Consider the following 21,987-nt stretch of genomic DNA (forward strand, 5'->3'; position numbering starts at 1 on the left):
GATGACCTCGACCGATCTCGCCGCGTCCTCTTCCTCGTCGCCTGCCCCCGCGCCCGGCGGATGGGAGGGTATTCGCGACGGATTCCTCGCCTTCCTCGTGTCCGCGGGGTGGAGTCTCCTCTGGGTGGCGGTGACCGTCGTCGTCGCGCTGCTGCTGTCGTGGGTCATGCGTCGCCTCATCGGCCGCGTCGTCGATCGCATCGTCACGGGGGCGAAGTCCCGGGCCGCGGCGGAGGACACCCGCGCGATCGACATGTCGCCGCTGGCTCAGGTGCGCATCGTGCAACGCACCCGGACCCTCGGGTCCATCCTCACGAACATCGTCAACGTCGCGATCGTCATCATCGCCACCCTCACCATCGTCTTCATCCTCAATCGCGACGTCCTCGCGTCGTTCACGTTGCTGTCTGCGGCGATCGGAGCCGGTCTGGGTTTCGGCGCGCAGAACATCGTCAAGGACGTCCTCAACGGGATCTTCATCGTCGCAGAGGACCAGATCGGCATCGGCGACGTCGTCGACGTGGGGCTGGCCACGGGCGTCGTCGAGTACGTGAGCGTCCGAGTGACGCACGTCCGTGACGTCAACGGCACCCTGTGGTTCGTCCGCAACGGCGAGATCACCCGCATCGGGAACATGTCGCAGGGGTGGGCGCGGGTGGTGGTCGACGTCGGAGTTCCCCTCGACGCCGACCTCGAGGCCGTCGAGGAGGCCATGCTGGCCGCGGCGAAGGACCTCGTGCGCGAGCCCAAATGGCGCACCCGCATCATCGACAAGCCCGAGGTATGGGGCCTGGAGTCGATCAGCGGCGAGACGATCGTCACCCGCCTCGTGGTCCGGACCCGGCCCAACGCGAAGGACGACGTGTCACGCGCCCTCCGCACCCGTCTGAAGAAGGCGCTGGACGACCTGGGCGTCCCGCTCCCCCAGCTGGAATCGACCTTCCTGACGGGCGCCGACGCAGCGCAGAGCGTGCGAGGAGCCAACCCTCCCAAGACGAAGCCGCAGCAGGTCACGCCGCCTGCGACCCCGCCGCGTCTCGCATGGCGGCCGAAGAAGCGCGGTCGGACCGACGGCGACGCGCCGGAGGGGACATCCGCACCATGAGCGATCAGCGCACCTTCTACGACGAGGTGGGCGGACACGAGGTCTTCCGCCGCATCGTCGACGCGTTCTATCGCGAAGTCGCCACGGACGACGTCCTGCGTCCGATGTACCCCGAAGAGGACCTGGGACCGGCTGCCGAGCGCCTGCTGCTCTTCCTGGAGCAGTACTGGGGTGGCCCGACCACCTACGGCGAGACGCGCGGGCACCCGCGCCTGCGGATGCGTCATCAGCCGTTCCACGTGAACCCCGACGCGCGTGACCGGTGGCTGCGAGCCATGCGCATCGCCGTCGACGAAGCGGAGCTGTCGCCGTTGCACGAGGCCACTCTGTGGGACTACCTGCAGCGCGCTGCCCACGCCATGGTGAACACCTTCGAGCCGACGGGAATCGGGCCGGTGGCGAAGCCGCACGGCGGCACGACGCTGCCGCTGCACCCCGAGTCCTGACGACTCGCCGGTCAGCGGCCGCCGGTCGTCCGCACCGTCGTGAGCCCGGTGGGGTTCCCCGCCCTGACGAGCACATGGCCTCGGGCCAGGCTCACGCGGGTCCACGTGCCCGTTCGACGGACGGATGCCTGTTCGTCGCGGTCCTCTCCCAGGAATCCCAGCGCGTCGGCGGCGAAGGCGACACCGGCGACAAGCCCCCTCAGCTCGGGTTCGGGAGCGCCCCACACGGCCGCCCGGACGGTTCGGACGAGATCCTCTCCGGGCGAGGCGGGCAGGGCCGTGGCGACCGCGTCGACGCCGCGACGCACGGCAAGCGCGAGCGCATCCGCTGCGACAGGCTCCCCCGGGACCCATCCGCCGCGCGGCGGCGAGATCCCGGCCCACGCGGCCGTGACGCCGCTGTCGGGAAGGGCGACGGTGCTCGCATCGCCACCGGCTCTCAGGGCCCCGGCATCCACGACGAGGTCGCACTCGAGCTCGGGGTCGATCCGCAGGAAGCGCATCCCGAGAACGGTCGGTGTGTCGTCACCGAACCCCCGGGGGGACAGCGGCGCGGCGGACACCGCGAGTGTCCCGCCGACGGCGCGCAGGCGGACCGCCGGGTCCCCGAGCCGGGCGGCACGAGCGGCGAAGGTGAGGAGGTCGGTCGCCGTGCGCGAGTCGGGGAAGACGAGGTGCGGAGCCATCCGACCTAAACTACCAACCGGGGGCATCGTGATCGCATCGGGCGCCTGGAAGGGACGCACCGTGCCGGAATCTGGACACGTCGACGGGCTCCTGGCGGTACTGGACCTCGCATCCAGCGACGCCCGGACCACAGAGGACATCTTCACCGGTGTCTCGCAGGCGATGCCCCTGGGGCGGGTCTTCGGCGGTCAGGTCCTCGCTCAGGCGGTCATCGCCGCGGAGCGCACCGTCGACGACGGCCGTGCGGCCCATTCGATGCACGGCTACTTCCTCCGGCCCGGCGATTCGACCCGCGGCATGACCTTCTCCGTGGACCGCATCCACGACGGGCGCTCCTTCTCCACGCGACGGACCCAGGCCTTCCAGGAGGGGGTGCCGATCTTCTCGATGATCGCGTCCTTCGAAGTGGATGCCACCGGGCTCGAACACCAGGACGAGATGCCCGCCGGCATCCCCGGGCCCGACCGCCTCTCGGACGATTCCGTCCTGGCCGGGCTGCACCCGATGAGCAAGCGGCACTTCGACCAGAGTCCCGTCGAGGTCCGACACGTCGAGGATCCGATCTACGCGAGCGTGGGGGGCGAGCGCGTCGCGCACCAGTCGGTGTGGGTCCGCACGCGCGGCGAGGTCCCCGACGACCCGCGGCTGCACCGCGCGGCCCTCGCGTACATGAGCGATCTCACGATCCAGGAGTCGGTCCTGCGGGCGCACGGCGCGTCGTGGGCGACTCCGGGTCTCAAGGTCGCGAGCCTCGATCACGCCATGTGGTGGCATCGACCGGCGCGGGTCGACGAGTGGTTGCTGTACGTCCAGCAGTCCCCGAGCGCGCAAGGGGGCCGCGGACTCGCCACCGGTCGCATCTTCACCCGCGAGGGACTGCTCGTCGCCTCCGTCGCACAGGAGATCATGGTTCGGATGCCCGACGTGCGCTGAGCCGGTTCAGCGCCGTCCGAGCGGTGGCAGCGGTTCGCCGAGGTAGGGCTCCCAGGCCGCTCGCGTCTCGGGCGCGAGGCGCACGGGCCGCCCGCTCACGGCATCCACCTGCACGATGACCGTGGATGCCCGGGCGTACAGCGTCCGCGGTTCCTGGCCGGCAGGAGTGAAGACCTCGTAGTGCACTTCGGCGCTCGAGCCGCCGATCTTGCCGAACCACATCTGCACGTCGATCGGGTCGCGCTGATACGGGACGGGCGCGAGGTATTCGATCTCCTGCCGGGCGATGAGGGTGAGGTGAGCCGCACCGTGGCTCGCGTCGATCACCGCGGTGGGGACGACCCGCTCTCCTGCTCCCGGCACCCAGAAGGCGCGCACGCGCGCCTCCTCGAGGAGCTTGAGCATCGACGCGTTGTTGACGTGGTTGTACGCGTCGAGGTCGCCCCACCGCAGGTGGATGGGAACGCGGATGCGAGCGTCAGTCACGCGTGAGCTTGCGGTACGTCGACTTCGCGGGGTTCGCCGCGTCGGCCCCGAGCCGTTCGATCTTGTTCGCCTCGTACGCCTCGAAGTTGCCCTCGAACCAGTACCACTGGTCGGGCGCCTCGGCGGTGCCCTCGTACGCCAGAATGTGCGTCGCGATGCGGTCGAGGAACCACCGGTCGTGCGTGATGACCACCGCGCAGCCGGGGAACTCGAGCAGCGCGTTCTCGAGCGAGCTCAGCGTCTCGACGTCGAGGTCGTTCGTCGGCTCGTCGAGGAGGAGCAGGTTGCCACCCTCCTTGAGCGTGAGAGCGAGGTTCAGGCGGTTGCGCTCACCGCCGGAGAGCACGCCGGCCTTCTTCTGCTGGTCCGGTCCCTTGAACCCGAACTTCGACACGTAGGCGCGCGAGGGGATCTCGGTCTTGCCGACCGTGATGATGTCGAGGCCGTCCGAGACGACCTCCCACAGCGTCTTGTTCGGGTCGATGTTGGAGCGCGACTGATCGACGTAGCTGATCTTGACCGTCTCGCCGATCTTCAGGTCGCCACCGTCCAGGGGCTCTAGGCCGACGATCGTCTTGAAGAGCGTGGTCTTGCCGACGCCGTTCGGGCCGATGACGCCGACGATGCCGTTCGGCGGAAGGCTGAAGCTGAGGCCGTCGATGAGAGAGCGGCCGTCGAAGCCCTTCTGGAGCTTCTTCGCCTCGATCACGACGCTTCCGAGGCGCGGCCCCGGCGGGATCGAGATCTCCTCGAAGTCGAGCTTCCGCGTCCGCTCCGCTTCTGCCGCCATCTCCTCGTAGCGAGCGAGACGAGCCTTCGACTTCGTCTGGCGGCCCTTGGCACTCGAGCGCACCCACTCGAGCTCTTCCTTCAGGCGCTTCGCGAGCTTGGCGTCCTTCTTGCCCTGGATGTCGAGGCGCTCACCCTTCTTCTCGAGATAGGTCGAGTAGTTGCCCTCGTAGCCGATGAGGCGGCCGCGGTCGACCTCCGCGATCCACTCCGCGACGTTGTCGAGGAAGTACCGGTCGTGGGTGATGGCGATGACCGCACCCTTGTACGCCTGCAGGTGCTGCTCGAGCCAGAGCACGCTCTCGGCATCGAGGTGGTTCGTGGGCTCGTCGAGGAGCAGGAGGTCCGGCTTCTGGAGGAGGAGCTTGGCGAGCGCGACACGGCGCTTCTCGCCACCGGAAAGCGGCGCGATGGCGGCGTCTGCCGGAGGCGTCCGGAGCGCGTCCATGGCCTGCGAGAGCTGGGAGTCGAGGTCCCAGCCGTCGGCCGCGTCGATCTCCTCCTGCAGCGTCCCCATCTCCGCCAGGAGCGCGTCGAAGTCGGCGTCGGGATCGGCCATGAGGGCGGAGATCTCGTTGAACCGGTCGAGCTTGGGCTTGATCGCCACGCCGTCCTGGATGTTCTCGAGGACGGTCTTGGACTCGTCGAGTTCCGGCTCCTGCATGAGGATGCCGACTGAGAACCCGGGCGAGAGCTTGGCCTCGCCGTTCGACGGGGTGTCGAGACCCGCCATGATCTTCAGGATCGTCGACTTACCGGCGCCGTTCGGGCCGACCATGCCGATCTTGGCGCCGGGCAGGAACGCCATCGTGACGTCATCGAGGATGAGCTTTTCGCCGACCGCCTTGCGGGCGCGGACCATGGAGTAGATGTATTCGGCCATAACGGCCCAAGTCTACGTGTGCCGTCCCTCGCGGCGGGACCGTCCGGGCGTCACCAATCGATGCGACGCGTCTGCCCCACGAGACATTCGCCCTCGGGCAGGCCAGGCATGACGATCGCAGTCGGGCGCGAGACGGAGGGACCGACCTGGCCCACGAGGCACTCGTCGCCGACGCGAACCGAGAACTGGATGCTGTCCGCGGGGTCGTCGACCGAGGTCTCGTCCTGCGTCACCTGCATGGCGTCCTTCGGGAAGCCCGCTGAGACGAGTGCGTCGATGTAGTCGCGGCCCTTGACCGACTTCGACCCGTTCCACACGCCGTTCATCGCGGCGGTGAAGTCGGACAGTTGCGCCTCGGCGGTGTCAGCCGCCGGTGTCGGCGAGGGATCCGCGGAGGGGCTCGGCGCGACGGGCGACGATGGCGCGGGCTCGGAGGGCGCAGGAGTCGGCTCTGGAGCACAGGCGGCGAGAGACACCGCCACAGTGGGCGCGAGCACGAGAAGAAGCAGGCGGGATCCCACGGAGGGCTGGTGTCTGCGCACGGGCCAGAGTCTAGGGGGTGCGACCTCCGAGCCTGCTGAGCCGACTCAGAACGGAGTGGGCACGGGGGCGGCGTCCCAGTGCGCCTCGTCCGCGGCGGGAACGGCGTCCGCCGGGGCCCATCCCGGTTCGGCGTCCGCCGCGGGCGCCTCACTTCGCGGCCGCGCGGCGCCGGTGAAGACGGTCGTGCCGAAGGCGAGGTCGTGGCCGATCGCGAGGGCGTCGATCTCGGCATCCGTTCCGGACTTCTCCCCCGCCTCCCACCGCTTGATCGCGAGGACCCCGTGGACGACGACGCGCTGGCCCTTACGGACCGACGCCGCGACGTGCTCGCCCAGTGTCCTGAAGATCGATACCCGGTACCAGCTGGTCAGTCCGTCGACCCATGCGCCCGCCTTCGCGTCGTATCGGCGGTCGGTGCTGGCGACCCGCATCGACACGACGGGGGTGCCGTCCGGCAGGCGCCGGAACTCGGGGTCGGCAGCGACGTTGCCGACGATCGTGATGTGGTCTTTCATGGCGATTCCTCCAGTCGTCGAGGGCACGGGCGTGCCCGATCGATGCTCCGACGCCCGCGTGCCCGGCGGACGTCGGAGCGCACTCAGGATCGCGGCCCCCGCGGGATGCGCAGCGCCCCTGCTCCCGACCGGTGGAGATGGTCGGGAGCAGGGGCGCTGGGGAGGAGACTCCGTCTGCGCGTCAGCGGCGCGCGTATTCCCCGAAGCGCGCACGGACCTTGTTCACCTTCGGAACGGCGACCGCGAGGCAGTAGCCCTGTCCGGGGTTCTTCGTGAAGAAGTCCTGGTGGTAGTCCTCAGCCGGGTACCACTCGCTCAGGGGCTCCATCGTCGTCACGAGTCCGCCGCCCCACCAATCCGACGCGCGCTCGGCCGCCTTCTCGAACGTCTCACGCTGAGCGTCGTCGGCGGGGAACATGGCCGACCGGTACTGGGTCCCGACGTCATTCCCCTGCCGGTTGAGCTGGCGCGGGTCGTGCATCGTGAAGAACGCGTCGAGGATGACGTCGGACGGGATGACCTCTTCGTCGAACGTGACCTTGACCGCTTCGGCATGCCCGGTCGTGCCGGTGCACACCTGCTCGTAGCTCGGTGAAGGGACGGATCCGCCGACGTAGCCGGACTCGACCGAGACGACACCCTCGAGCGCGCGGTACGCGGCATCGAGACACCAGAAACATCCGCCGGCAAGCACATAGGTCTGCATTCGAGACCTTCCTTTCACTGTTGATCGTCGAGGAGGACAACGCTGTCGACGCCTCCGGTGTTCCGTGGCGGGGTGCGTGTCGGAGGCCGAGCGTACCGTGCGACTCGACGCAGAGGAGGCACCTTGACCACCATCTCAGTGAGCACCGATCCCCGGCTCCGCTCGTACCGGCTTGCGCCCGCGTCCGACCGCTTGTGGCGTGTCGTGGATGCCGCGGGCCTCGTCATCGGCCATCTCGCCCGCGTCGGCGGGGAGGGGGCGGACCGGTTCGGCGCGCGCCGATTCCGCGCTTACGTCGGGGGGTTCGTCGAACTCGGCGAGTTCTGTCGGATCGAGGATGCGGTCGCCGCTCTCCACGACTCGCGCTGAGCGGGTCTGCTCAGACGATCGCGGCGACGGCCTCCGTCTCGTCGATGGCAGGAGCCGCAGCGTGGCCGCTCACTTCGGGCCACAGCCGCGCGAGGACGGCCACCGCGTCGCGCATCTGGCCGGCAGGGGCCGTGAAGGGCACGCGGAGGTAGGACTCGTAGCCCCCGTCGACCGAGAACCGGGGTCCCGCGGACAGCAACACGCCCTCCCGGCGCGCGGCGAGCACGAGGGACCCGCTTCGCGGCGCGTCGAGTCCGACCCATAAGGACACACCGCCGTGCGGCACGGGGACCTTCCACCCGGGCAACGAGGTCCGGAGCGCCGCGACGACGGCATCCCTCCCCCGACCGAGCAGCGCTGCGCGCTGAGGCAGGATGTCGGGCATCATCCGCAGCAACCGGGTGGCGACGGCCTGCTCGAACTCGGCGGTTCCGAGGTCGCGGCGGGGTCTCGAGGCCACGAGACGGCGGATGAAGGCCCGATCGCCTCGCACCCAGCCCACCCGGAGGCCGCCCCACACGGTCTTGCCGAGGGATCCGATCCGAACCGCACGATGCCCGAAGTCGAGGGCGACGGGGGCCGCGGCGTCGATCGCGAGCTCCGCCGTCGTCTCGTCGATCACGAGGACCGATCCGGCGGCATCCGCCGCAGCTCGGAAGGTCGCGGCGTCGAGGGACGTCATCGTCCGCCCGGTGGGGTTCTGGAACCACGGCATCAGGTAGGCGAGCGCCGGTCGTGCGCGTCGGAACGCCTGGACGGCACGGTCGAGGTCCCAGCCGTCGTCGACGGTCACCGGCGTGCCCGTCACGCGGGCGCCGGTCGCCTTGATCGCCTCCGTCGCGTGCGGATACGTCGGCGTCTCGAGAAGCGCCGTCGACCCAGGGTGCAGAAGCGCATCCGTCACCAGATGGATCGCGTGCTGTCCCCCGTTCGTGACGAGGATCTCCTCGGGATCGGTCGGGATGCCGCGCGCCGAGTATCGATCCGCGATCGCCGCCCGGAGGTCGATGCTCCCGACGATGTCGTATCCCGGCCGGCCGACGAGGGACGCGGCATCCGCCCCGACCTCGGCCATCACGCCCGCGAGACCGGGCCACGCCGCAGGACTGGCCTGTTGGAGATCGATCCCGTCGCCGTCGTCGAAGACCCGCCCGGCGCCTCGGCGCACCTGCGGGAGGGTGATGCTCCCCGACCCGCGCGTGCTCTCGATGTGCCCGCTCTCACGCAGGGAACGGTACGCCGCCGCAACCGTCGCCCGGCTGAGGCCGAGCGCCGCTGCGAGTTCCCGCTCGGCGGGCAGGGCGGTGTGGGCGGCGATGCGATTGTCGAGGCAGAGCAGACGGATACCGTCGGCCAGGGCCTCGTAGGTCGGTGTGCGCGTGCGCCACCCTCCCAACGTGAGGGCGAGGGCGCGCGCACCGATTCGCGAATCCATGGTCCACCTTTCCGCGATTGGACTGCACGCAGGGGGCCAATCCTACGGTGAAATGGTCACATGCTTCTCCGCCTCCTCCGCCTCGTCATCGGTCTCGCCCTGTTCGGCATCGGGTGCGCGGTCCTCGTCCAGGCCGGCATCGGCCTCGACCCGTGGACGGTCCTCGCCGAGGGGCTCTCGGTGCAGACGGGGATCGGGATCGGATGGATCGTCGTCATCACGGGGGCGATCGTCCTGCTCGCCTGGATCCCCCTGCGGCAGCGTCCCGGAATCGGCACGGTCGCGAACATCCTCATCGTGGGAACCGTCATGCAGGGTGCGCTGGCGGTCATCCCGCCGGTTGAGAACTACCTGTGGGGAATCGTGGTGTTCCTGTCCGGGATCGCGCTCATCGCGGCGGCATCCGGGATCTATCTCGGAGCCGATCTCGGACCGGGACCGCGCGACGGGCTGATGACCGGCCTGCACGCACGGTTCGGTTGGCCGATCTGGGTCTGCCGCTTCGCGGTCGAGGGGAGCGTCCTCGTCACCGGCTGGCTCCTCGGCGGCACCGTCGGCCTCGGCACGGTTCTGTTCGCCGTCCTCATCGGGCCCGCCGTCCACCTCGCACTCGATGTGTCCGCACGATGGCGCGCCCTGCGCGTGCGTCGAGCGACCATCGCCGTCTGAGCGGTAGCCTGGGGGGCGAGCATCCTTCCCTCCATAGCTCAGTGGACAGAGCGAGCGGTTTCTACCCGCAAGGTCGGGGGTTCGAATCCTCCTGGAGGGGCTCCGAGTCGCCGCATCTGCGGTCGACTCCTGTGGGAGGAGACCACGTGTCAGCTGCGGAGAACGACCGCCTCGTCTGGATCGACTGCGAGATGACGGGTCTCGACCTGTCGGTCGACGAGCTGGTGGAGGTCGCCGTCGTCATCACCGACTTCGAGCTCAACGTCCTCGACCCCGGGTTCCAGATCGTCATCAAGCCGGACGATTCCGCGCTCGCCCACATGAACGACTTCGTGACGAAGATGCACGAGAGCTCGGGCCTGCTGGAGGAGATCCCGAACGGCGTGAGCCTCGCCGACGCCGAGTTTCAGGTGCTCGAGTACATCCAGCGGTTCGTCCCCGAGGGCAAGGCTCCGCTGGCAGGCAACACGATCGGGACCGATCGGATGTTCCTCGCGCGGTACATGCCGCGTGTCGACCGCTGGCTCCACTACCGCAACGTCGATGTGTCCAGCGTGAAGGAACTCGCGCGGCGGTGGTACCCCCGCGCGTACTTCAACGCTCCTGCGAAGGACGGCGGTCACCGCGCCCTCGCCGACATCCGTGAGAGCGTCCGGGAACTCGCCTACTACCGCGAGACCGTTTTCGTGGCCGCCCCCGGGCCCTCGAGCGAGGACGCGCGAATCGCCGCGGCATCCACCGTGTCGTCGTTCGCCTCCGGACTGTAATACACTTGGGGGGTTGCCCGGAGACGGGCACATGGTGGGTATAGCTCAGTTGGTAGAGCACCTGGTTGTGGTCCAGGGGGTCGCGGGTTCAAGTCCCGTTACTCACCCCATATCTTCTCCGCGTGAGGCGTGGTCATGATCGATATGGATGCTGAGGCATTCGAGGATCTGGTCGCGTCCGAGCTCGATGCGTTGCCCGATGACATGGTCGCAGGCCTCGACAACGTCGTGTTCGTCGTCGAGGACCGTCCCGAGGACGGCTCTCTCGATCTGCTGGGTCTCTACGACGGGCTCGCGCTGACCGAGCGCGACCGGTACGGGATGGGCGATCTGCCCGATCGCATCATCGTCTACCGGGAGCCGCACCTCGACGTGTGCGACGACGTCGACCACCTCCGTGACGAGGTGCACACGACTCTCGTCCACGAGATAGCCCACTTCTACGGCATCGACGATGCGCGCCTTCACGAACTGGGGTGGGCCTGATGAGCACCGCGTCGCCCGAGATCGATGAGCAGACGGACCTCCATGCATCCACATCCGGTCCCTGGCAGACCGTCGTCTGGAACGACCCGGTCAACCTCATGAGCTACGTCGAGCACGTCTTCCGGCAGTACTTCGGGTTCTCCCGTGAAAGGGCGCACCGCCTGATGCTCGCCGTGCATCACGACGGACACGCGGTCGTGGCCGAGGGGTCGCGGGAGCAGATGGAACTGCATACGCAGGCGATGCACGACTACGGGCTGTGGGCCACCGTCCGCGAGGCGGGGTCGTGACCGGTTCCGGGGTCGTCATGGAATTGACCCTCCTCGAAGCGGCGCACCTGTCCGACCTGATCGGACAGTTTGAGGATCTCGTGACCTCGGCGGACGGGTCCGATCCGGCGCTCCGCCGACTCGTCCCTGATGCCTACGCCGACGACGCCGAGGCCGCCTCGGAGTTCCGTCGCCTCACCGAGGGCGATCTCCTCTCACGACGCGCTGCAGACGCGGGAGTCGTTCGGTCGTCTCTTCGCCGCGATGGGCGCGATGTCGATGCCGATCAGCTCGACCGTGCGGCTGCGGAGGACATCCTCGTCGTCGACCTGACTCCGGATGCCGCCGGTTCCTGGCTTCGTACGCTCGCCGCCCTTCGTCTCGTCCTGGCGGATCGGCTGGGTGTCACCGACGAGGACCAGCGCAGCGACGGCGACGTGCGGTTCGGCGTCTACGAGTGGATCGGGTATCGCCTGGAGATGCTCGTCCAGGCGCTCGACTCCTGAACGGCCGCAGGTCAGGGCAGGCGGAAGACGTAGCGGGCGATCCGCGCAGGGTCGTGCTCGCGGAGGTGTGCGTCCTCCTGGCGTTCCCAGCGTTCCCAGTGCGGCCGGTAGGTCTCTCCGTCACGATGGAGGGCACGCGCGCGTCGTGCGCCCCGGGGCGCATCGAGCCAGACGGTCACGTCTGCCAGTTCCGCCGATTCCGGGGTCAGGATGCCGGCGCCCTCGACGATGACGACGGGCGCGGGCGCGACGCTCCGCACCCGGTCCGACTGCCGATCCGAGCTCCAGTCCCACGTGAGCCACGACCCCTGGTTTCCCTGGCGCAGCGGTGCGAGGACGCGCTCACGAGCGGTGTCCGCGCCCGCCTGCAGCCCGTCCCATCCCGGATAGATGTCGTCCAGACGCACGATCGCCGCGCTCCCGAGCAGAGCGGCGATCATGTCCGCGAACGTGGACTTCCCGGCGCCCGAACGTCCGTCGATGACGACGATGGCCGGGACGCGGCGAACCTCGGCGACGGCCCGCACGACCTCGTCCGCAGCAGCGGCGAGGGCGTCCCCGAGCGACTCAGCGCTTGAGCGCACGGATGACGCGGCTGAGTGCGCGTCCCGCGATCCACACGAACGGGATGCCGACGGCGACGAGCGAGACCAGGTTCGGCTCGAAGCGCAGGTCGTCGCCCTTCCGGATGTACGCGCCGATCGGGACGGCCGCACCTCCGCCGCCGCCTCCGCCAGCGCCGCCGGAGGCGTCCTCGCCCGCACCGAAGCCGGACCAGGTCAGAGCGACGGGGATGATGCGGATGCCGTCGACGTCCTGCTGCTCGCCGTAAACGGTGGTCACGCCGAGCGAGGCGAACTGCTTGCCGAGTTCGAGAGGGAGGTTTGCCATGTCCTCACGGTAGCCGGACCGGGCGAGGAAAACAGGGGGTTGCGCCGGTTCCCCTCAGTCCCGCGAGGGGCGCGGGTTGGTGGGGAGGGCGTTGACGTCGCGACGAGGCCCGAGCGTGCTCGCCCTCGTCACGGCGCCGCGGCCGAAACGAGAACGCGCGTCGTCGAGGGCGGCATCCACTCGGCGCCACTCCGCGTCGTCGTCCCACAAAGCGAGCCCGCCCATCCCGTCCCCCGTCAGCTTCTCGCCGCGGACGCCGATGAGCCGGATCGGCTGGACGAGGTCGATCTTGCCGAAGAGCTCGAGGGCGACGTCGCCGATCCGCTGTCCGACATTGGTGGGCTCGGGAACGCTGACCGACCGCGAGAGCGTCGTGAAGTCCGAGAAGCGCACCTTGATGGCGATCGTCCGAGCCTCCCAGGCGCCCGCGCGGAGCCTCGACGCGACCCTGTCGGCGAGGCGACGGAACTCGCTCCGGAGCATCGCCGTGTCGGTGACGTCCTCGAGGAAGGTCTCTTCGTGGCCGACGCTCTTCTCGGTGTGCTCCGTCTGCACTGACCGCGGATCGTGGCCGCGGGCGAGCTGCGAGACGCGCGCGCCCATTGCGGGGCCGAGGGCTCGATCGAGGACGCTCCGCGGGGTGTTCAGGATGTCGGACACCATCCGGATGCCGCGGGCTTCCAGGGCCTCTGCAGCCTTGGGGCCGACGCCCCAGAGCGCGCCGACAGGGCGAGCGGCCAGGAACGCCTGCGTGTCCGGCTCGTTGACGATCAGCAGACCGTCCGGCTTCGACACCGTCGAGGCGATCTTCGCGACGTGCTTCGTGGCAGCGACGCCGATGCTGCACGTCAGGCCGGTCTCCTCCAGCACGCGCCGACGGACCATCCGGGCGATCTCGCCGGGACTCCCCCAGAGTCGGCGGGCTCCGCTCACGTCGAGGAACGCCTCGTCGATCGACAGCGGCTCCACGAGCGGGGTGATGTCGCGGAAGATCGCCATGATCTTCTTGGAGAGCTCCGAATACCGCTCGAAACGCGGGACGACGACGATCGCCTGCGGGCACAGCTGGAGAGCCCGGCCGACCGACATGGCGGACCTCACCCCGAAACGGCGCGCCTCGTACGACGCGCTGGAGACGACGCCGCGCCCCTCCATCCCGCCCACGATCAGCGGTTTACCCGCCAGCGACGGGTCGTACAGGACCTCGACCGACGCGTAGAACGCGTCCATGTCGACGTGGAGGATGCGCGTACCGGTGTCGTCGGCACCGTCGGGTGAGACGATCCGTCCCGTCCCGTCACCGCGTCCCATACCTCCATTGTCGACGATGCCGCCGACACCGAGCCCGGATCGGGCATCGGCGCGGCGGCATCATCGATCAGCGTCAGGCTTGTCCGGCGCGCTCCAGGATGAGCTCGCGTACGCGTGCGGCATCCGCCTGGCCCTTCATGGCCTTCATGACGGCGCCGATGACGGCACCGGCGGCCTGGACCTTGCCGTCCTGGATCTTCGCCAGGACGTCGGGCTGCGCGGCGAGGGCCTCGTCGATGGCGGCGATCAGCGCGCCGTCATCCGAGACCACGGCGAGACCACGCGCGTCGACGACTTCCTGCGGGGTCCCCTCCCCCGCGATGACGCCTTCGAGCACCTGACGGGCGAGCTTGTCCGTCAGCGTGCCGGCGTCCACCAGCTTCTGCAGTTCGGCGACCGACTCGGGCGAGACCAGCGCGGCGGGCTCGGCGCCCTGCGCGTTGGCGACGCGGGTGATCTCGCCGGTCCACCATTTGCGGGCGGATGCCGGGGACGCACCGGCGGCGATCGTCGCCTCGACCTCGGCGAGCAGGCCGCCGTTGGCGACGTCCTGGAACTCGAGGTCGGTGAAGCCCCACTCGGTCTTCAAGCGTCGCCGGTACACCGAGGGAGCCTCGGGGAGCGCGGCGCGCAGCTCCTCGATCAGCTCCGGAGACGGCTCGACGGGAAGCAGGTCGGGCTCGGGGAAGTAGCGGTAGTCGTCGGCATCCGACTTCGGTCGGCCGGGCGAGGTGCGTCCGGTGTCCTCGTGCCAGTGACGCGTCTCCTGCGTGATCGTCCCGCCACCGGCCAGGATGGCCGCCTGACGCTGGATCTCGTAGCGGACGGCCCGCTCGACCGAGCGCATCGAGTTGACGTTCTTCGTCTCGGTGCGGGTACCGAGCTTCTCCTGCCCCCGTGGGCGGAGAGAAACGTTCGCATCGCAGCGGAGGTTGCCGCGCTCCATTCGCGCCTCCGAGATGCCGAGCGACCGGACGATGTCGCGGATCGCCGCGACGTACGCCTTGGCGACCTCGGGGGCACGGTGCTCGGTGCCGAAGATGGGCTTCGTGACGATCTCGACGAGCGGGACTCCGGCGCGGTTGTAGTCGACGAGCGAGTACTCCGCACCCTGGATGCGTCCGGTCGAGCCGCCCATGTGGGTCAGCTTTCCGGCATCCTCCTCCATGTGCGCTCGCTCGATCGGAACCACGACCACGTCGCCGCCCTCGAGTTCGATCTCGACGCTGCCCTCGAACGCGATGGGCTCGTCGTACTGCGAGATCTGATAGTTCTTGCCGAGGTCCGGATAGAAGTAGTTCTTGCGCGCGAACCGGCTCGACGGCGCGATCGAGCAGCCGAGGGCGAGGCCCAGGCTGATCGAATACCGGACGGCGGTCTCGTTGACGACCGGAAGCGAACCGGGCAGGCCCATGTCGACCGGGGCGACGAGCGTGTTGGGCGCTGCGTCGTGGTTCGCCTCGTGCGCCGGGTTGGCCGCCGGCGAGAACATCTTGGTCTCGGTGTTGAGCTCGACGTGCACCTCGAAACCGAGGACCGGCTCGAACATCTCGAGCGCGGCGTCGAAGTCCATCAGCGCGTCCTTGGCCATCAGCGGGCTCCTCCGAGGATCGGGGCGCGGTCCAGCAGAGGACCGCCCCAGCTGTCGACGAGCAGGGCCTCGAGGGCCGCGCCGACACGGTACAGACGTGCGTCCTCCCGGGCGGGGGCGACGAACTGGATGCCGACGGGCAGCCCGTCCTCCGCCGCGAGGCCCGAGGGGATCGAGATGCCGGGGACGCCGGCGAGGTTGACCGGGATGGTCGTGACGTCGTTGAGGTACATCTGGATCGGGTCGTCGAGCTTCTCGCCGAGGCGGAAAGCCGTGGTCGGCGCCGACGGCGTCGCGATGACGTCGACCTGCGCGAACGCCTCGTCGAAGTCGCGCTGGATGAGGGTGCGGACTTTCTGCGCGCTGCCGTAGTAAGCGTCGTAGTAGCCGGCCGACAGGGCGTACGTGCCGAGGATGACGCGCCGCTTGACCTCGTCGCCGAAGCCCGCGTCGCGGGTCGCGGCCATGACGTCCTCGACCGTGCCGCCGGGTACGTTCACCCGCATGCCGAAGCGCACGGAGTCGAACTTGGCGAGGTTGCTGGAGGCCTCTGCGGGGAGGATCAGGTAGTACGCGGCGACCCCGTACTCGAAGTGGGGTGCGCTGACCTCGACGACCTCGGCGCCGGCGGCCTCCATCGCGGCAAGGGAGGCACGGAACGACTCCGACACCCCGGCCTGGAAGCCGGAGTCGTCGAGCTCGCGGATGACGCCGACCTTCAAGCCCTTCAGGACCTCGCCGGTCGCACCATCGCGGGCCGCGGCGGCGAAGGACGGCCAGGTGTCGGTGAGGGATGTGGCGTCGTGCGGGTCGTGGCCGCCGATGACGTCGTGCAGGAGCGCCGAGTCGAGGACCGTCCGCGAGACGGGGCCGACCTGATCGAGGCTCGACGCCAGCGCGATCGCGCCGTAGCGGCTGACGCCGCCGTACGTGGGCTTCATGCCGACGGTGCCGGTCACGTGAGCGGGCTGCCGGATGGATCCGCCGGTGTCGGAGCCGAGAGCCAGGGGCGCTTCGAAGGCGGCGACGGCTGCAGCGGAGCCACCGCCCGAGCCGCCGGGGATGCGGTCGAGGTCCCACGGGTTGCGCGTCGGGCCGTACGCGGAGTGCTCGGTCGAGGAGCCCATGGCGAACTCGTCCATGTTGGTCTTGCCGAGCGGCACGAGACCGGCGGCGCGGGAGCGGGCCACGACCGTTGCGTCGTAGGGCGACATGTAGCCCTCGAGGATCTTCGATCCGCTGGTCGAGGGCATGTCGGTCGTCACGAGGACGTCCTTGATCGCGAGCGGGACGCCGGCCAGTTCGCCGAGCTCCTCGCCCGCGGCGCGGCGCCGGTCGATGTCGTGGGCGACCTCGACCGCGTGATCCGAGACGTGGAGGAAGGCGTGGACGTCGCCGTCCACGGCGGCGATCCGGTCGAGGTGGGCCTGCGTGGCCTCGACACTCGACAGCTCGCCGGCACGGAGCTTCGCCGAGAGGTCGGCGGCGGTCAGCTTCAGGATGTCGCTCACTGCTCCTCCCCCAGGATCGCGGTGACGCGGAAGCGGCCGTCGGCGGCATCCGGCGCGTTCTGGAGCACCTGGTCGACGGTCAGCATGTCGCCGGGGACATCGGGACGGAACACGTTGCTCAGCTGGATCGGGTGGCTCGTCGCGGCGACCTCGGGGGTGGCCACTTCCGACACCTTGGCGATGTTGTCGACGATCGCGTCGAGCTGGCCGGTGAGGCGTTCCACCTCCTCGTCGCTCAGCTGGATCCGGGCGAGCACGCCGAGATGGCGCACGAGATCGGGGGTGATTTCAGACACTCCCCCAGTCTAGTTCGGGCCACTCGCGGTCTGAGCGCTCACCCTAGGCTGAGGACGTGACCGATTCGATCTCCGCTGATCGCCCCTGGCTCTCGTCCTACGACACGGGCGTCCCCCTCGATCTCCCACCCGTCACCGGGTCGCTGATGGACCTCCTCGATGACTCGGCGCGCGATTATCCGCAGGCGCCGGCGCTGCAGTTCTTCGGCAAGGAGACGACGTACGCCGCGTTGGCGGATGCCGTGGACCGAGCCGCTGCGGGGTTGCGTCGCCTCGGTGTGAACAAGGGCGACCGGGTCGCGATCGTCCTCCCCAACTGCCCGCAGCACATCGTCGCCTTCTATGCCGTGCTGCGCCTGGGCGCCGTCGTCGTCGAGCACAACCCGCTCTACACCCCGCGGGAGTTGCGGACGCAGTTCCAGGACCACGGCGCGCGCCACGCGATCGTGTGGAACAAGGTCGTCGCGACTGTTCAGGAGTTTCCCGCGGACCTCCACGTCGACGCCCTGGTGTCGGTCGACATCACGAAGGCACTTCCGCTGCACACGCGACTCGCCCTGCGGCTGCCCGTCGCGAAAGCCCGCGAATCCCGCGACGCGCTCACCGCGCCGGTGCGCGGGACGCGCACGTGGGAGGACCTCATCCGGGAGGAGCCACTCCCGGCATCCCACCCCCGTCCACAGACCGATGATCTCGCCGTGCTCCAGTACACGTCGGGGACGACCGGAACCCCGAAGGGAGCGATGCTCACGCACCGCAACCTCCTCGCCAACGCCCGCCAGAGTCAGGCGTTCATCCCGGCGGTGGTCCGCGGAGACGGATGCGTCTTCTACGCCGTCCTGCCGATGTTCCACGCTTACGGGCTCACGCTGTGCTTGACCTTCGCGATGTCGATGGGGGCACGGCTCGTGCTCTTCCCCAAGTTCGACGCCGACATGGTCATCGACGTCATCAAGAAGCATCCGCCGACCGTCCTCCCGCTCGTCCCGCCGATCGCGGAGCGGTTGCTGGCGCGTGCCCGCGAGAAGGGCGCCTCGATCCGGGGGATCAAGATCGGCGTGTCCGGAGCGATGGCACTGTCGCCCGACCTGGTCGAACCGTTCGAAGAGGCTACGGGCGGCTACCTCATCGAGGGGTACGGCCTCAGCGAATGCTCTCCCGTCCTCATGGTGAACCCGCCGGCCGACAGTCGCAAAGCGGGGACGATCGGCATCCCGATACCCGGGACCGACGCGCGCGTCGTCGACCCGGAGAACCCGGCGCGGGTCCTCGGCGTCGGCGAGCCCGGTGAGCTCGTGGTGCGCGGTCCGCAGGTGTTTTCGGGGTACTACGGCAAGCCGGAGGAGACCGAGAAGGTTCTCATCGACGGCTGGTTCCACACGGGCGACATCGTCGAGCGGGACGAGGACGGCTTCTTCCGCGTCGTCGATCGCCTCAAGGAGCTGATCGTCACGGGCGGCTTCAATGTGTCGCCGTCCGAAGTCGAGGCGACGCTTCGTCAGCACCCTCAGGTCGCGGATGCCGCCGTCGTCGGTCTGCCCGATCCGCGCAGTGGGGAACAAGTCGTCGCTGCCGTCATCCCCGCTCCGGGTGTCACCGCGCTGGACGTCGACGACATCCGCGCTTTCGCCCGGACGCGATTGACGCCCTACAAGGTCCCGCGGCAGATCGAACCGGTCGACGACCTGCCCCGTTCGCTCATCGGAAAGGTGCTCCGGCGTCAGGTGCGCGACGCGCTGCTCGCGAAGAAGGACTGATCCTCACTCCGCGGCGGGCACCTCGCCCAGGGCCGCCGGCCCCTCCGTGACGAGCAGATGGAACTGCGCGGCGTCGATGATCCGCAGGCCGAGGGCTTCCGCCTTGGCGAGCTTCGACCCTGCTCCGGGACCCGCCGCGACGAAGTCGGTCTTCTTCGACACGCTGGATGCCGCTTTGCCGCCGGCCTGCATGATCGCTTCCTGAGCGCCTTCACGCGTATACCCCTCGAGGGAGCCGGTCGCGACGACGGTGATGCCATCGAGCACTCCGCCGGCAGCGGCGGCCGCGCCCGGGCCCGGGTGACCCGGGATCGACAGGCGCGCCCCGGCTGCGACCCAGCGGTCGACGATGTCGACGTGCCAGTCCACGGCGAACCAGTCCTGCAACGCGTCGGCGATGATCCCGCCCACGCCGTCCACGGCGGCGAGCTCATCCCGAGACGCAGCACGGATCGCCTCGAGGGAGCCGAAGTACTGCGCCAGCGCGCGCGCGGCGACGGGGCCGACGTGCCGGATGTTGAGGGCGACGAGGAAACGCCAGAGGTCCTTCGTCTTCGCCTTCTCGAGTTCGTCGATGAGAGTGAGCGCCTGTGCCGAAGGCTGGGGGCCCGTGAGGCCTTCCTTCTTCTCAGCTGCGCTGGGGTTTCGGCGGAAGGGGGCGCGGCGGACGATGTCACCGGTCTTCTCGTCGACGCGCGCCTCGCCCGTCTCGGAGTCCCGGACGATGACCTCGATCGGGACGAGCCGCTCGACCGTCAGGTCGAACAGTCCCGCCTCGGTGTCGAGGGCGGGGTTCTGCGGCGGGAGCGGCTGCGTCAGGGCTGCAGCGGTGACCTCGCCGAGCGCCTCGATGTCGAGCGCTCCGCGGGAGCCGATGTGCTCGACGCGGCCGCGGACCTGGGCGGGGCATCCGCGCGTGTTCGGGCAGCGCAGGTCGATGTCGCCCTCTTTCGCGGGGGCGAGGGTGGAGCCGCACTCAGGACACTCGGTCGGCATGACGAACGCCCGTTCCGTACCATCGCGCAGTTCCGCGACCGGCCCGAGCACCTCGGGGATGACGTCGCCCGCTTTCCGCAGCACGACCATGTCTCCGATCAGCACGCCCTTGGCCTTGACGACGTCCTGATTGTGGAGGGTGGCCTGCCGCACGACGCTGCCGGCCACCAGGGCCGGTTCCATCTGCGCGTAGGGTGTGGCCCGGCCCGTGCGCCCCACCGACACGATGATGTCGACGAGCCGCGTCTGCACCTCTTCCGGCGGGTACTTGTAGGCGATCGCCCACCGCGGTGCGCGACTGGTCGTGCCGAGCTCGTCGTGGAGGGAGAGCTCGTCGACCTTGACGACGATCCCGTCGAGCTCGTGCGCGACGGAGTGCCGCTTCTCGCCGTATTCGGAGACGAAGGCGAGGACGCCGTCGACGTCGTCGAACGTGCGGGGGTACGGGCTCACGGGAAGTCCCCAGGCCGCCAGCAGGTCGTACACCTCGCTCTGCGCAGCGACGGGAGGGTTCTGCCACGCGCCGATGCCGTGGACGTACATGCGCAGCGAGGCGAGTCGGGCTTCGCCTGCTTCGAGCTCGATCCCGGACTTCTTGTCGAGCTGCTGCCGCAACCCGCCGCTGGCCGCATTGCGCGGGTTGGCGAAGGCGGGGAAGCGACGCGCGGCGCTCTTCTGGGCCTTCTCCTCGTCGTACCTCGGCCGCGCGGCGGCGTCGGAGATCACGCGTTCCCGCAGGCGCGCCTGCAGGGCGTTCAGCTCCTCGAACGCCGCGACGGGGATGAAGACCTCGCCCCGAACCTCGACGAGCGCAGGATGCCCCTCCCCCGACAACCGCTCGGGGATACCGGCCACGCGCACGGCGTTGACGGTAACGTCCTCGCCGATGCGGCCGTCGCCGCGCGTCGCGGCAGAGGTCAGGACCCCGTCCTCGTATCGCAGCGAGATGGCGAGTCCGTCGATCTTGAGCTCGGTCAGCCACCGCACCGGGCGTCCCGCCGAGGCCTCGGCCTTCGTGCACCATTCTCGAAGCTCGTCCGGCGAAAACACGTTGTCGAGGCTCAGCATCCGCTCGGCGTGCTCGACGGGCGCGAACATGGACGACTCCGCGGCTCCGACGGTCTGCGTCGGCGAGTCCTGCCCCTGCAGCTCGGGGTGGGCACGTTCGATGGCCTCGAGCTCGTGCATCCACGCGTCGTAGGTCGCGTCGTCGACGAGACCGATGTCCCCGCCGTAGTACGCCTCGCGCGCGCCCAGGATCTTCTCGGTGAGGCCCTCTGCTGCGGCGCGAGCCTCGTCGAGCGTCAGTGCGGGGAGTTCTGCGTCAGCCACATCGACAGTGTAGGGACGGCCGCCGACACTCCCGAGACGGTGTCGCTCTCGGGCAGGATGCGGTACGCGAACGATCCCGTGTAGCGGAAGACCTCGCCGAGGAGCGGCATCCGGAGGCGGACGTCCACACGCTGGCGGCCGCTGTCACCGGGATCCGCGTTCTCTCGCACCTCGACATGCGCCAGCGGCGGGACCGGTACGCGCACGTCCCGGACCCACCACGCGAGCGCCCGCGAACGCAGCACCATTCCGCCGTCCTGGACGCTCGGGCGCAGGCGCACCTCGAGGCCGCCGCGACGTCCGAGCCGTTCGACGATCTCCCCGCCGTCAGCGTGCATCGAGTCGCGCATGACGCGCACCACTCGCGGGAACCCGAACCACCGCGACCCCGCCAGCCCGTCCCTGCTCGGACGGTTCTCGACGACGAAAGGCACACGGCGGCCGCTCTCGGGGAACAGCGTCTCGTGACGTGCCGCCCAGCGCAGCAGCGGCCATCCGATCGCCCCGAATCGGGAACCGACGATGTCGTAGACGCCCTCGCCCACGCCGACGTGACCCGGAGGGATCGGTCCGAAATAGCGTGCGAGCACGGGCGGCAGGTCCGCGAACGCGTCGCAGAGGGCGGACTGGTAGACGGATGCCGGGGCTCCCCCGTCGGCCGTGGTCATGGTCGGAATCTACCCGCCGCGCCGACCGGTACGGTCGAGA

At 69.5% G+C, this 21,987-nt stretch carries 25 protein-coding genes and 2 tRNA genes; 12 read left to right on the forward strand and 15 right to left on the reverse strand.

The window, feature by feature from the left end:
* The first annotated feature begins 1 nt into the window (after nt 1).
* Nucleotides 2-1,105 (forward strand): mechanosensitive ion channel family protein, encoded by a 1,104-nt coding sequence (locus tag ABCU91_RS09720; RefSeq protein ID WP_413353533.1) that lies wholly within the window; start codon nt 2-4, stop codon nt 1,103-1,105.
* A complete protein-coding gene (locus tag ABCU91_RS09725) occupies nt 1,102-1,551 on the forward strand; it encodes a globin (protein WP_406924198.1) in 450 nt (149 codons plus the stop codon). The genes ABCU91_RS09720 and ABCU91_RS09725 overlap by 4 nt, the downstream gene beginning before the upstream one ends.
* A gap of 11 nt (nt 1,552-1,562) precedes the next feature.
* Here ABCU91_RS09725 and ABCU91_RS09730 read toward each other — a convergent pair whose 3' ends face one another.
* Nucleotides 1,563-2,237: a hypothetical protein gene (locus ABCU91_RS09730; protein ID WP_406924197.1), complete on the reverse strand. Its 675-nt coding sequence runs from the start codon at nt 2,235-2,237 to the stop codon at nt 1,563-1,565.
* A gap of 61 nt (nt 2,238-2,298) precedes the next feature.
* On the opposite strand from ABCU91_RS09730, the gene ABCU91_RS09735 reads away from it, so the two are divergent.
* Nucleotides 2,299-3,171: an acyl-CoA thioesterase gene (locus tag ABCU91_RS09735; protein ID WP_413353534.1), complete on the forward strand. Its 873-nt coding sequence runs from the start codon at nt 2,299-2,301 to the stop codon at nt 3,169-3,171.
* 6 nt (nt 3,172-3,177) lie between these two features.
* On the opposite strand, the gene ABCU91_RS09740 is transcribed toward ABCU91_RS09735, so the two are convergent.
* The 5 genes from ABCU91_RS09740 to msrA form a co-directional block, all read right to left on the reverse strand.
* Entirely contained in the window at nt 3,178-3,657 is a 480-nt protein-coding gene (locus ABCU91_RS09740) for an acyl-CoA thioesterase (protein WP_406924195.1), read from the reverse strand.
* Nucleotides 3,650-5,329 carry an energy-dependent translational throttle protein EttA gene (gene ettA, locus ABCU91_RS09745; protein WP_406924194.1) on the reverse strand — a complete coding sequence of 560 codons (1,680 nt, stop codon included), beginning with the start codon at nt 5,327-5,329 and terminating at the stop codon, nt 3,650-3,652. Before ettA ends, ABCU91_RS09740 begins: the two co-directional genes overlap by 8 nt.
* A gap of 50 nt (nt 5,330-5,379) precedes the next feature.
* Nucleotides 5,380-5,871 carry a DUF6993 domain-containing protein gene (locus ABCU91_RS09750; protein ID WP_406924193.1) on the reverse strand — a complete coding sequence of 164 codons (492 nt, stop codon included), beginning with the start codon at nt 5,869-5,871 and terminating at the stop codon, nt 5,380-5,382.
* A gap of 45 nt (nt 5,872-5,916) precedes the next feature.
* Nucleotides 5,917-6,387: a single-stranded DNA-binding protein gene (locus ABCU91_RS09755; protein ID WP_406924192.1), complete on the reverse strand. Its 471-nt coding sequence runs from the start codon at nt 6,385-6,387 to the stop codon at nt 5,917-5,919.
* Nucleotides 6,388-6,568: 181 nt separating this feature from the next.
* Nucleotides 6,569-7,093 (reverse strand): peptide-methionine (S)-S-oxide reductase MsrA, encoded by a 525-nt coding sequence (gene msrA / locus ABCU91_RS09760; RefSeq protein WP_091353812.1) that lies wholly within the window; start codon nt 7,091-7,093, stop codon nt 6,569-6,571.
* Between the two features lie 123 nt (nt 7,094-7,216).
* Here msrA and ABCU91_RS09765 point away from each other — a divergent pair, with 123 nt between their 5' ends.
* A complete protein-coding gene (locus ABCU91_RS09765; protein ID WP_413353535.1) occupies nt 7,217-7,462 on the forward strand; it encodes a hypothetical protein in 246 nt (81 codons plus the stop codon).
* Between the two features lie 10 nt (nt 7,463-7,472).
* Here ABCU91_RS09765 and ABCU91_RS09770 read toward each other — a convergent pair whose 3' ends face one another.
* Nucleotides 7,473-8,897, reverse strand: a complete 1,425-nt coding sequence (locus tag ABCU91_RS09770) for a PLP-dependent aminotransferase family protein (RefSeq protein ID WP_406924190.1) — start codon at nt 8,895-8,897, stop codon at nt 7,473-7,475.
* Between the two features lie 60 nt (nt 8,898-8,957).
* Between ABCU91_RS09770 and ABCU91_RS09775 the strand changes: the two genes are divergently transcribed.
* The 7 genes from ABCU91_RS09775 (at nt 8,958) to ABCU91_RS09805 (ending at nt 11,594) form a co-directional block, all read left to right on the forward strand.
* Complete coding sequence (locus ABCU91_RS09775; RefSeq protein ID WP_413353536.1) at nt 8,958-9,566, forward strand: YczE/YyaS/YitT family protein; 609 nt, start codon at nt 8,958-8,960, stop codon at nt 9,564-9,566.
* Between the two features lie 27 nt (nt 9,567-9,593).
* Nucleotides 9,594-9,666: transfer RNA gene (locus ABCU91_RS09780), tRNA-Arg, on the forward strand.
* 46 nt (nt 9,667-9,712) lie between these two features.
* Nucleotides 9,713-10,333, forward strand: a complete 621-nt coding sequence (gene orn / locus ABCU91_RS09785) for an oligoribonuclease (RefSeq protein WP_413353537.1) — start codon at nt 9,713-9,715, stop codon at nt 10,331-10,333.
* Nucleotides 10,334-10,367: 34 nt separating this feature from the next.
* Nucleotides 10,368-10,443, forward strand: a tRNA-His gene (locus tag ABCU91_RS09790).
* Nucleotides 10,444-10,468: 25 nt separating this feature from the next.
* Nucleotides 10,469-10,819, forward strand: a complete 351-nt coding sequence (locus ABCU91_RS09795; RefSeq protein WP_091359555.1) for a metallopeptidase family protein — start codon at nt 10,469-10,471, stop codon at nt 10,817-10,819.
* Complete coding sequence (clpS, locus tag ABCU91_RS09800) at nt 10,810-11,109, forward strand: ATP-dependent Clp protease adapter ClpS (RefSeq protein WP_413353538.1); 300 nt, start codon at nt 10,810-10,812, stop codon at nt 11,107-11,109. The genes ABCU91_RS09795 and clpS overlap by 10 nt, the downstream gene beginning before the upstream one ends.
* Complete coding sequence (locus ABCU91_RS09805) at nt 11,106-11,594, forward strand: DUF2017 family protein (protein ID WP_413353539.1); 489 nt, start codon at nt 11,106-11,108, stop codon at nt 11,592-11,594. The genes clpS and ABCU91_RS09805 overlap by 4 nt, the downstream gene beginning before the upstream one ends.
* Before the next feature lie 11 nt (nt 11,595-11,605).
* Here ABCU91_RS09805 and ABCU91_RS09810 read toward each other — a convergent pair whose 3' ends face one another.
* The 6 genes from ABCU91_RS09810 to gatC form a co-directional block, all read right to left on the reverse strand.
* Nucleotides 11,606-12,178: a hypothetical protein gene (locus ABCU91_RS09810; RefSeq protein ID WP_413353540.1), complete on the reverse strand. Its 573-nt coding sequence runs from the start codon at nt 12,176-12,178 to the stop codon at nt 11,606-11,608.
* A complete protein-coding gene (locus ABCU91_RS09815; protein WP_406924185.1) occupies nt 12,162-12,485 on the reverse strand; it encodes a hypothetical protein in 324 nt (107 codons plus the stop codon). The genes ABCU91_RS09810 and ABCU91_RS09815 overlap by 17 nt, the downstream gene beginning before the upstream one ends.
* A gap of 54 nt (nt 12,486-12,539) precedes the next feature.
* The gene (gene dinB, locus ABCU91_RS09820; protein WP_413353541.1) at nt 12,540-13,796 is read right to left on the reverse strand and encodes a DNA polymerase IV; all 1,257 of its coding nucleotides are present in this window, start codon (nt 13,794-13,796) and stop codon (nt 12,540-12,542) included.
* A 73-nt stretch (nt 13,797-13,869) separates the two neighbouring features.
* The gene (gene gatB, locus ABCU91_RS09825) at nt 13,870-15,387 is read right to left on the reverse strand and encodes an Asp-tRNA(Asn)/Glu-tRNA(Gln) amidotransferase subunit GatB (RefSeq protein ID WP_413353542.1); all 1,518 of its coding nucleotides are present in this window, start codon (nt 15,385-15,387) and stop codon (nt 13,870-13,872) included.
* Complete coding sequence (gene gatA / locus ABCU91_RS09830) at nt 15,387-16,898, reverse strand: Asp-tRNA(Asn)/Glu-tRNA(Gln) amidotransferase subunit GatA (protein ID WP_406924182.1); 1,512 nt, start codon at nt 16,896-16,898, stop codon at nt 15,387-15,389. The genes gatB and gatA overlap by 1 nt, the downstream gene beginning before the upstream one ends.
* Entirely contained in the window at nt 16,895-17,194 is a 300-nt protein-coding gene (gene gatC, locus ABCU91_RS09835) for an Asp-tRNA(Asn)/Glu-tRNA(Gln) amidotransferase subunit GatC (RefSeq protein WP_413353543.1), read from the reverse strand. Before gatC ends, gatA begins: the two co-directional genes overlap by 4 nt.
* A gap of 56 nt (nt 17,195-17,250) precedes the next feature.
* On the opposite strand from gatC, the gene ABCU91_RS09840 reads away from it, so the two are divergent.
* Complete coding sequence (locus ABCU91_RS09840; RefSeq protein ID WP_406924180.1) at nt 17,251-18,951, forward strand: long-chain-fatty-acid--CoA ligase; 1,701 nt, start codon at nt 17,251-17,253, stop codon at nt 18,949-18,951.
* 3 nt (nt 18,952-18,954) lie between these two features.
* Here the strand turns inward: ABCU91_RS09840 and ligA are convergent, their stop codons facing one another.
* Nucleotides 18,955-21,279, reverse strand: coding sequence for an NAD-dependent DNA ligase LigA (gene ligA, locus ABCU91_RS09845; RefSeq protein ID WP_413353544.1), 2,325 nt, complete (start codon nt 21,277-21,279; stop codon nt 18,955-18,957).
* Nucleotides 21,252-21,947 carry a DUF4166 domain-containing protein gene (locus tag ABCU91_RS09850; protein ID WP_413353545.1) on the reverse strand — a complete coding sequence of 232 codons (696 nt, stop codon included), beginning with the start codon at nt 21,945-21,947 and terminating at the stop codon, nt 21,252-21,254. Before ABCU91_RS09850 ends, ligA begins: the two co-directional genes overlap by 28 nt.
* Between the last annotated feature and the right edge of the window lie 40 nt (nt 21,948-21,987).

The organism is Microbacterium phoenicis (assembly GCF_047302325.1).
In the GTDB taxonomy this organism is placed as follows: domain Bacteria; phylum Actinomycetota; class Actinomycetes; order Actinomycetales; family Microbacteriaceae; genus Microbacterium.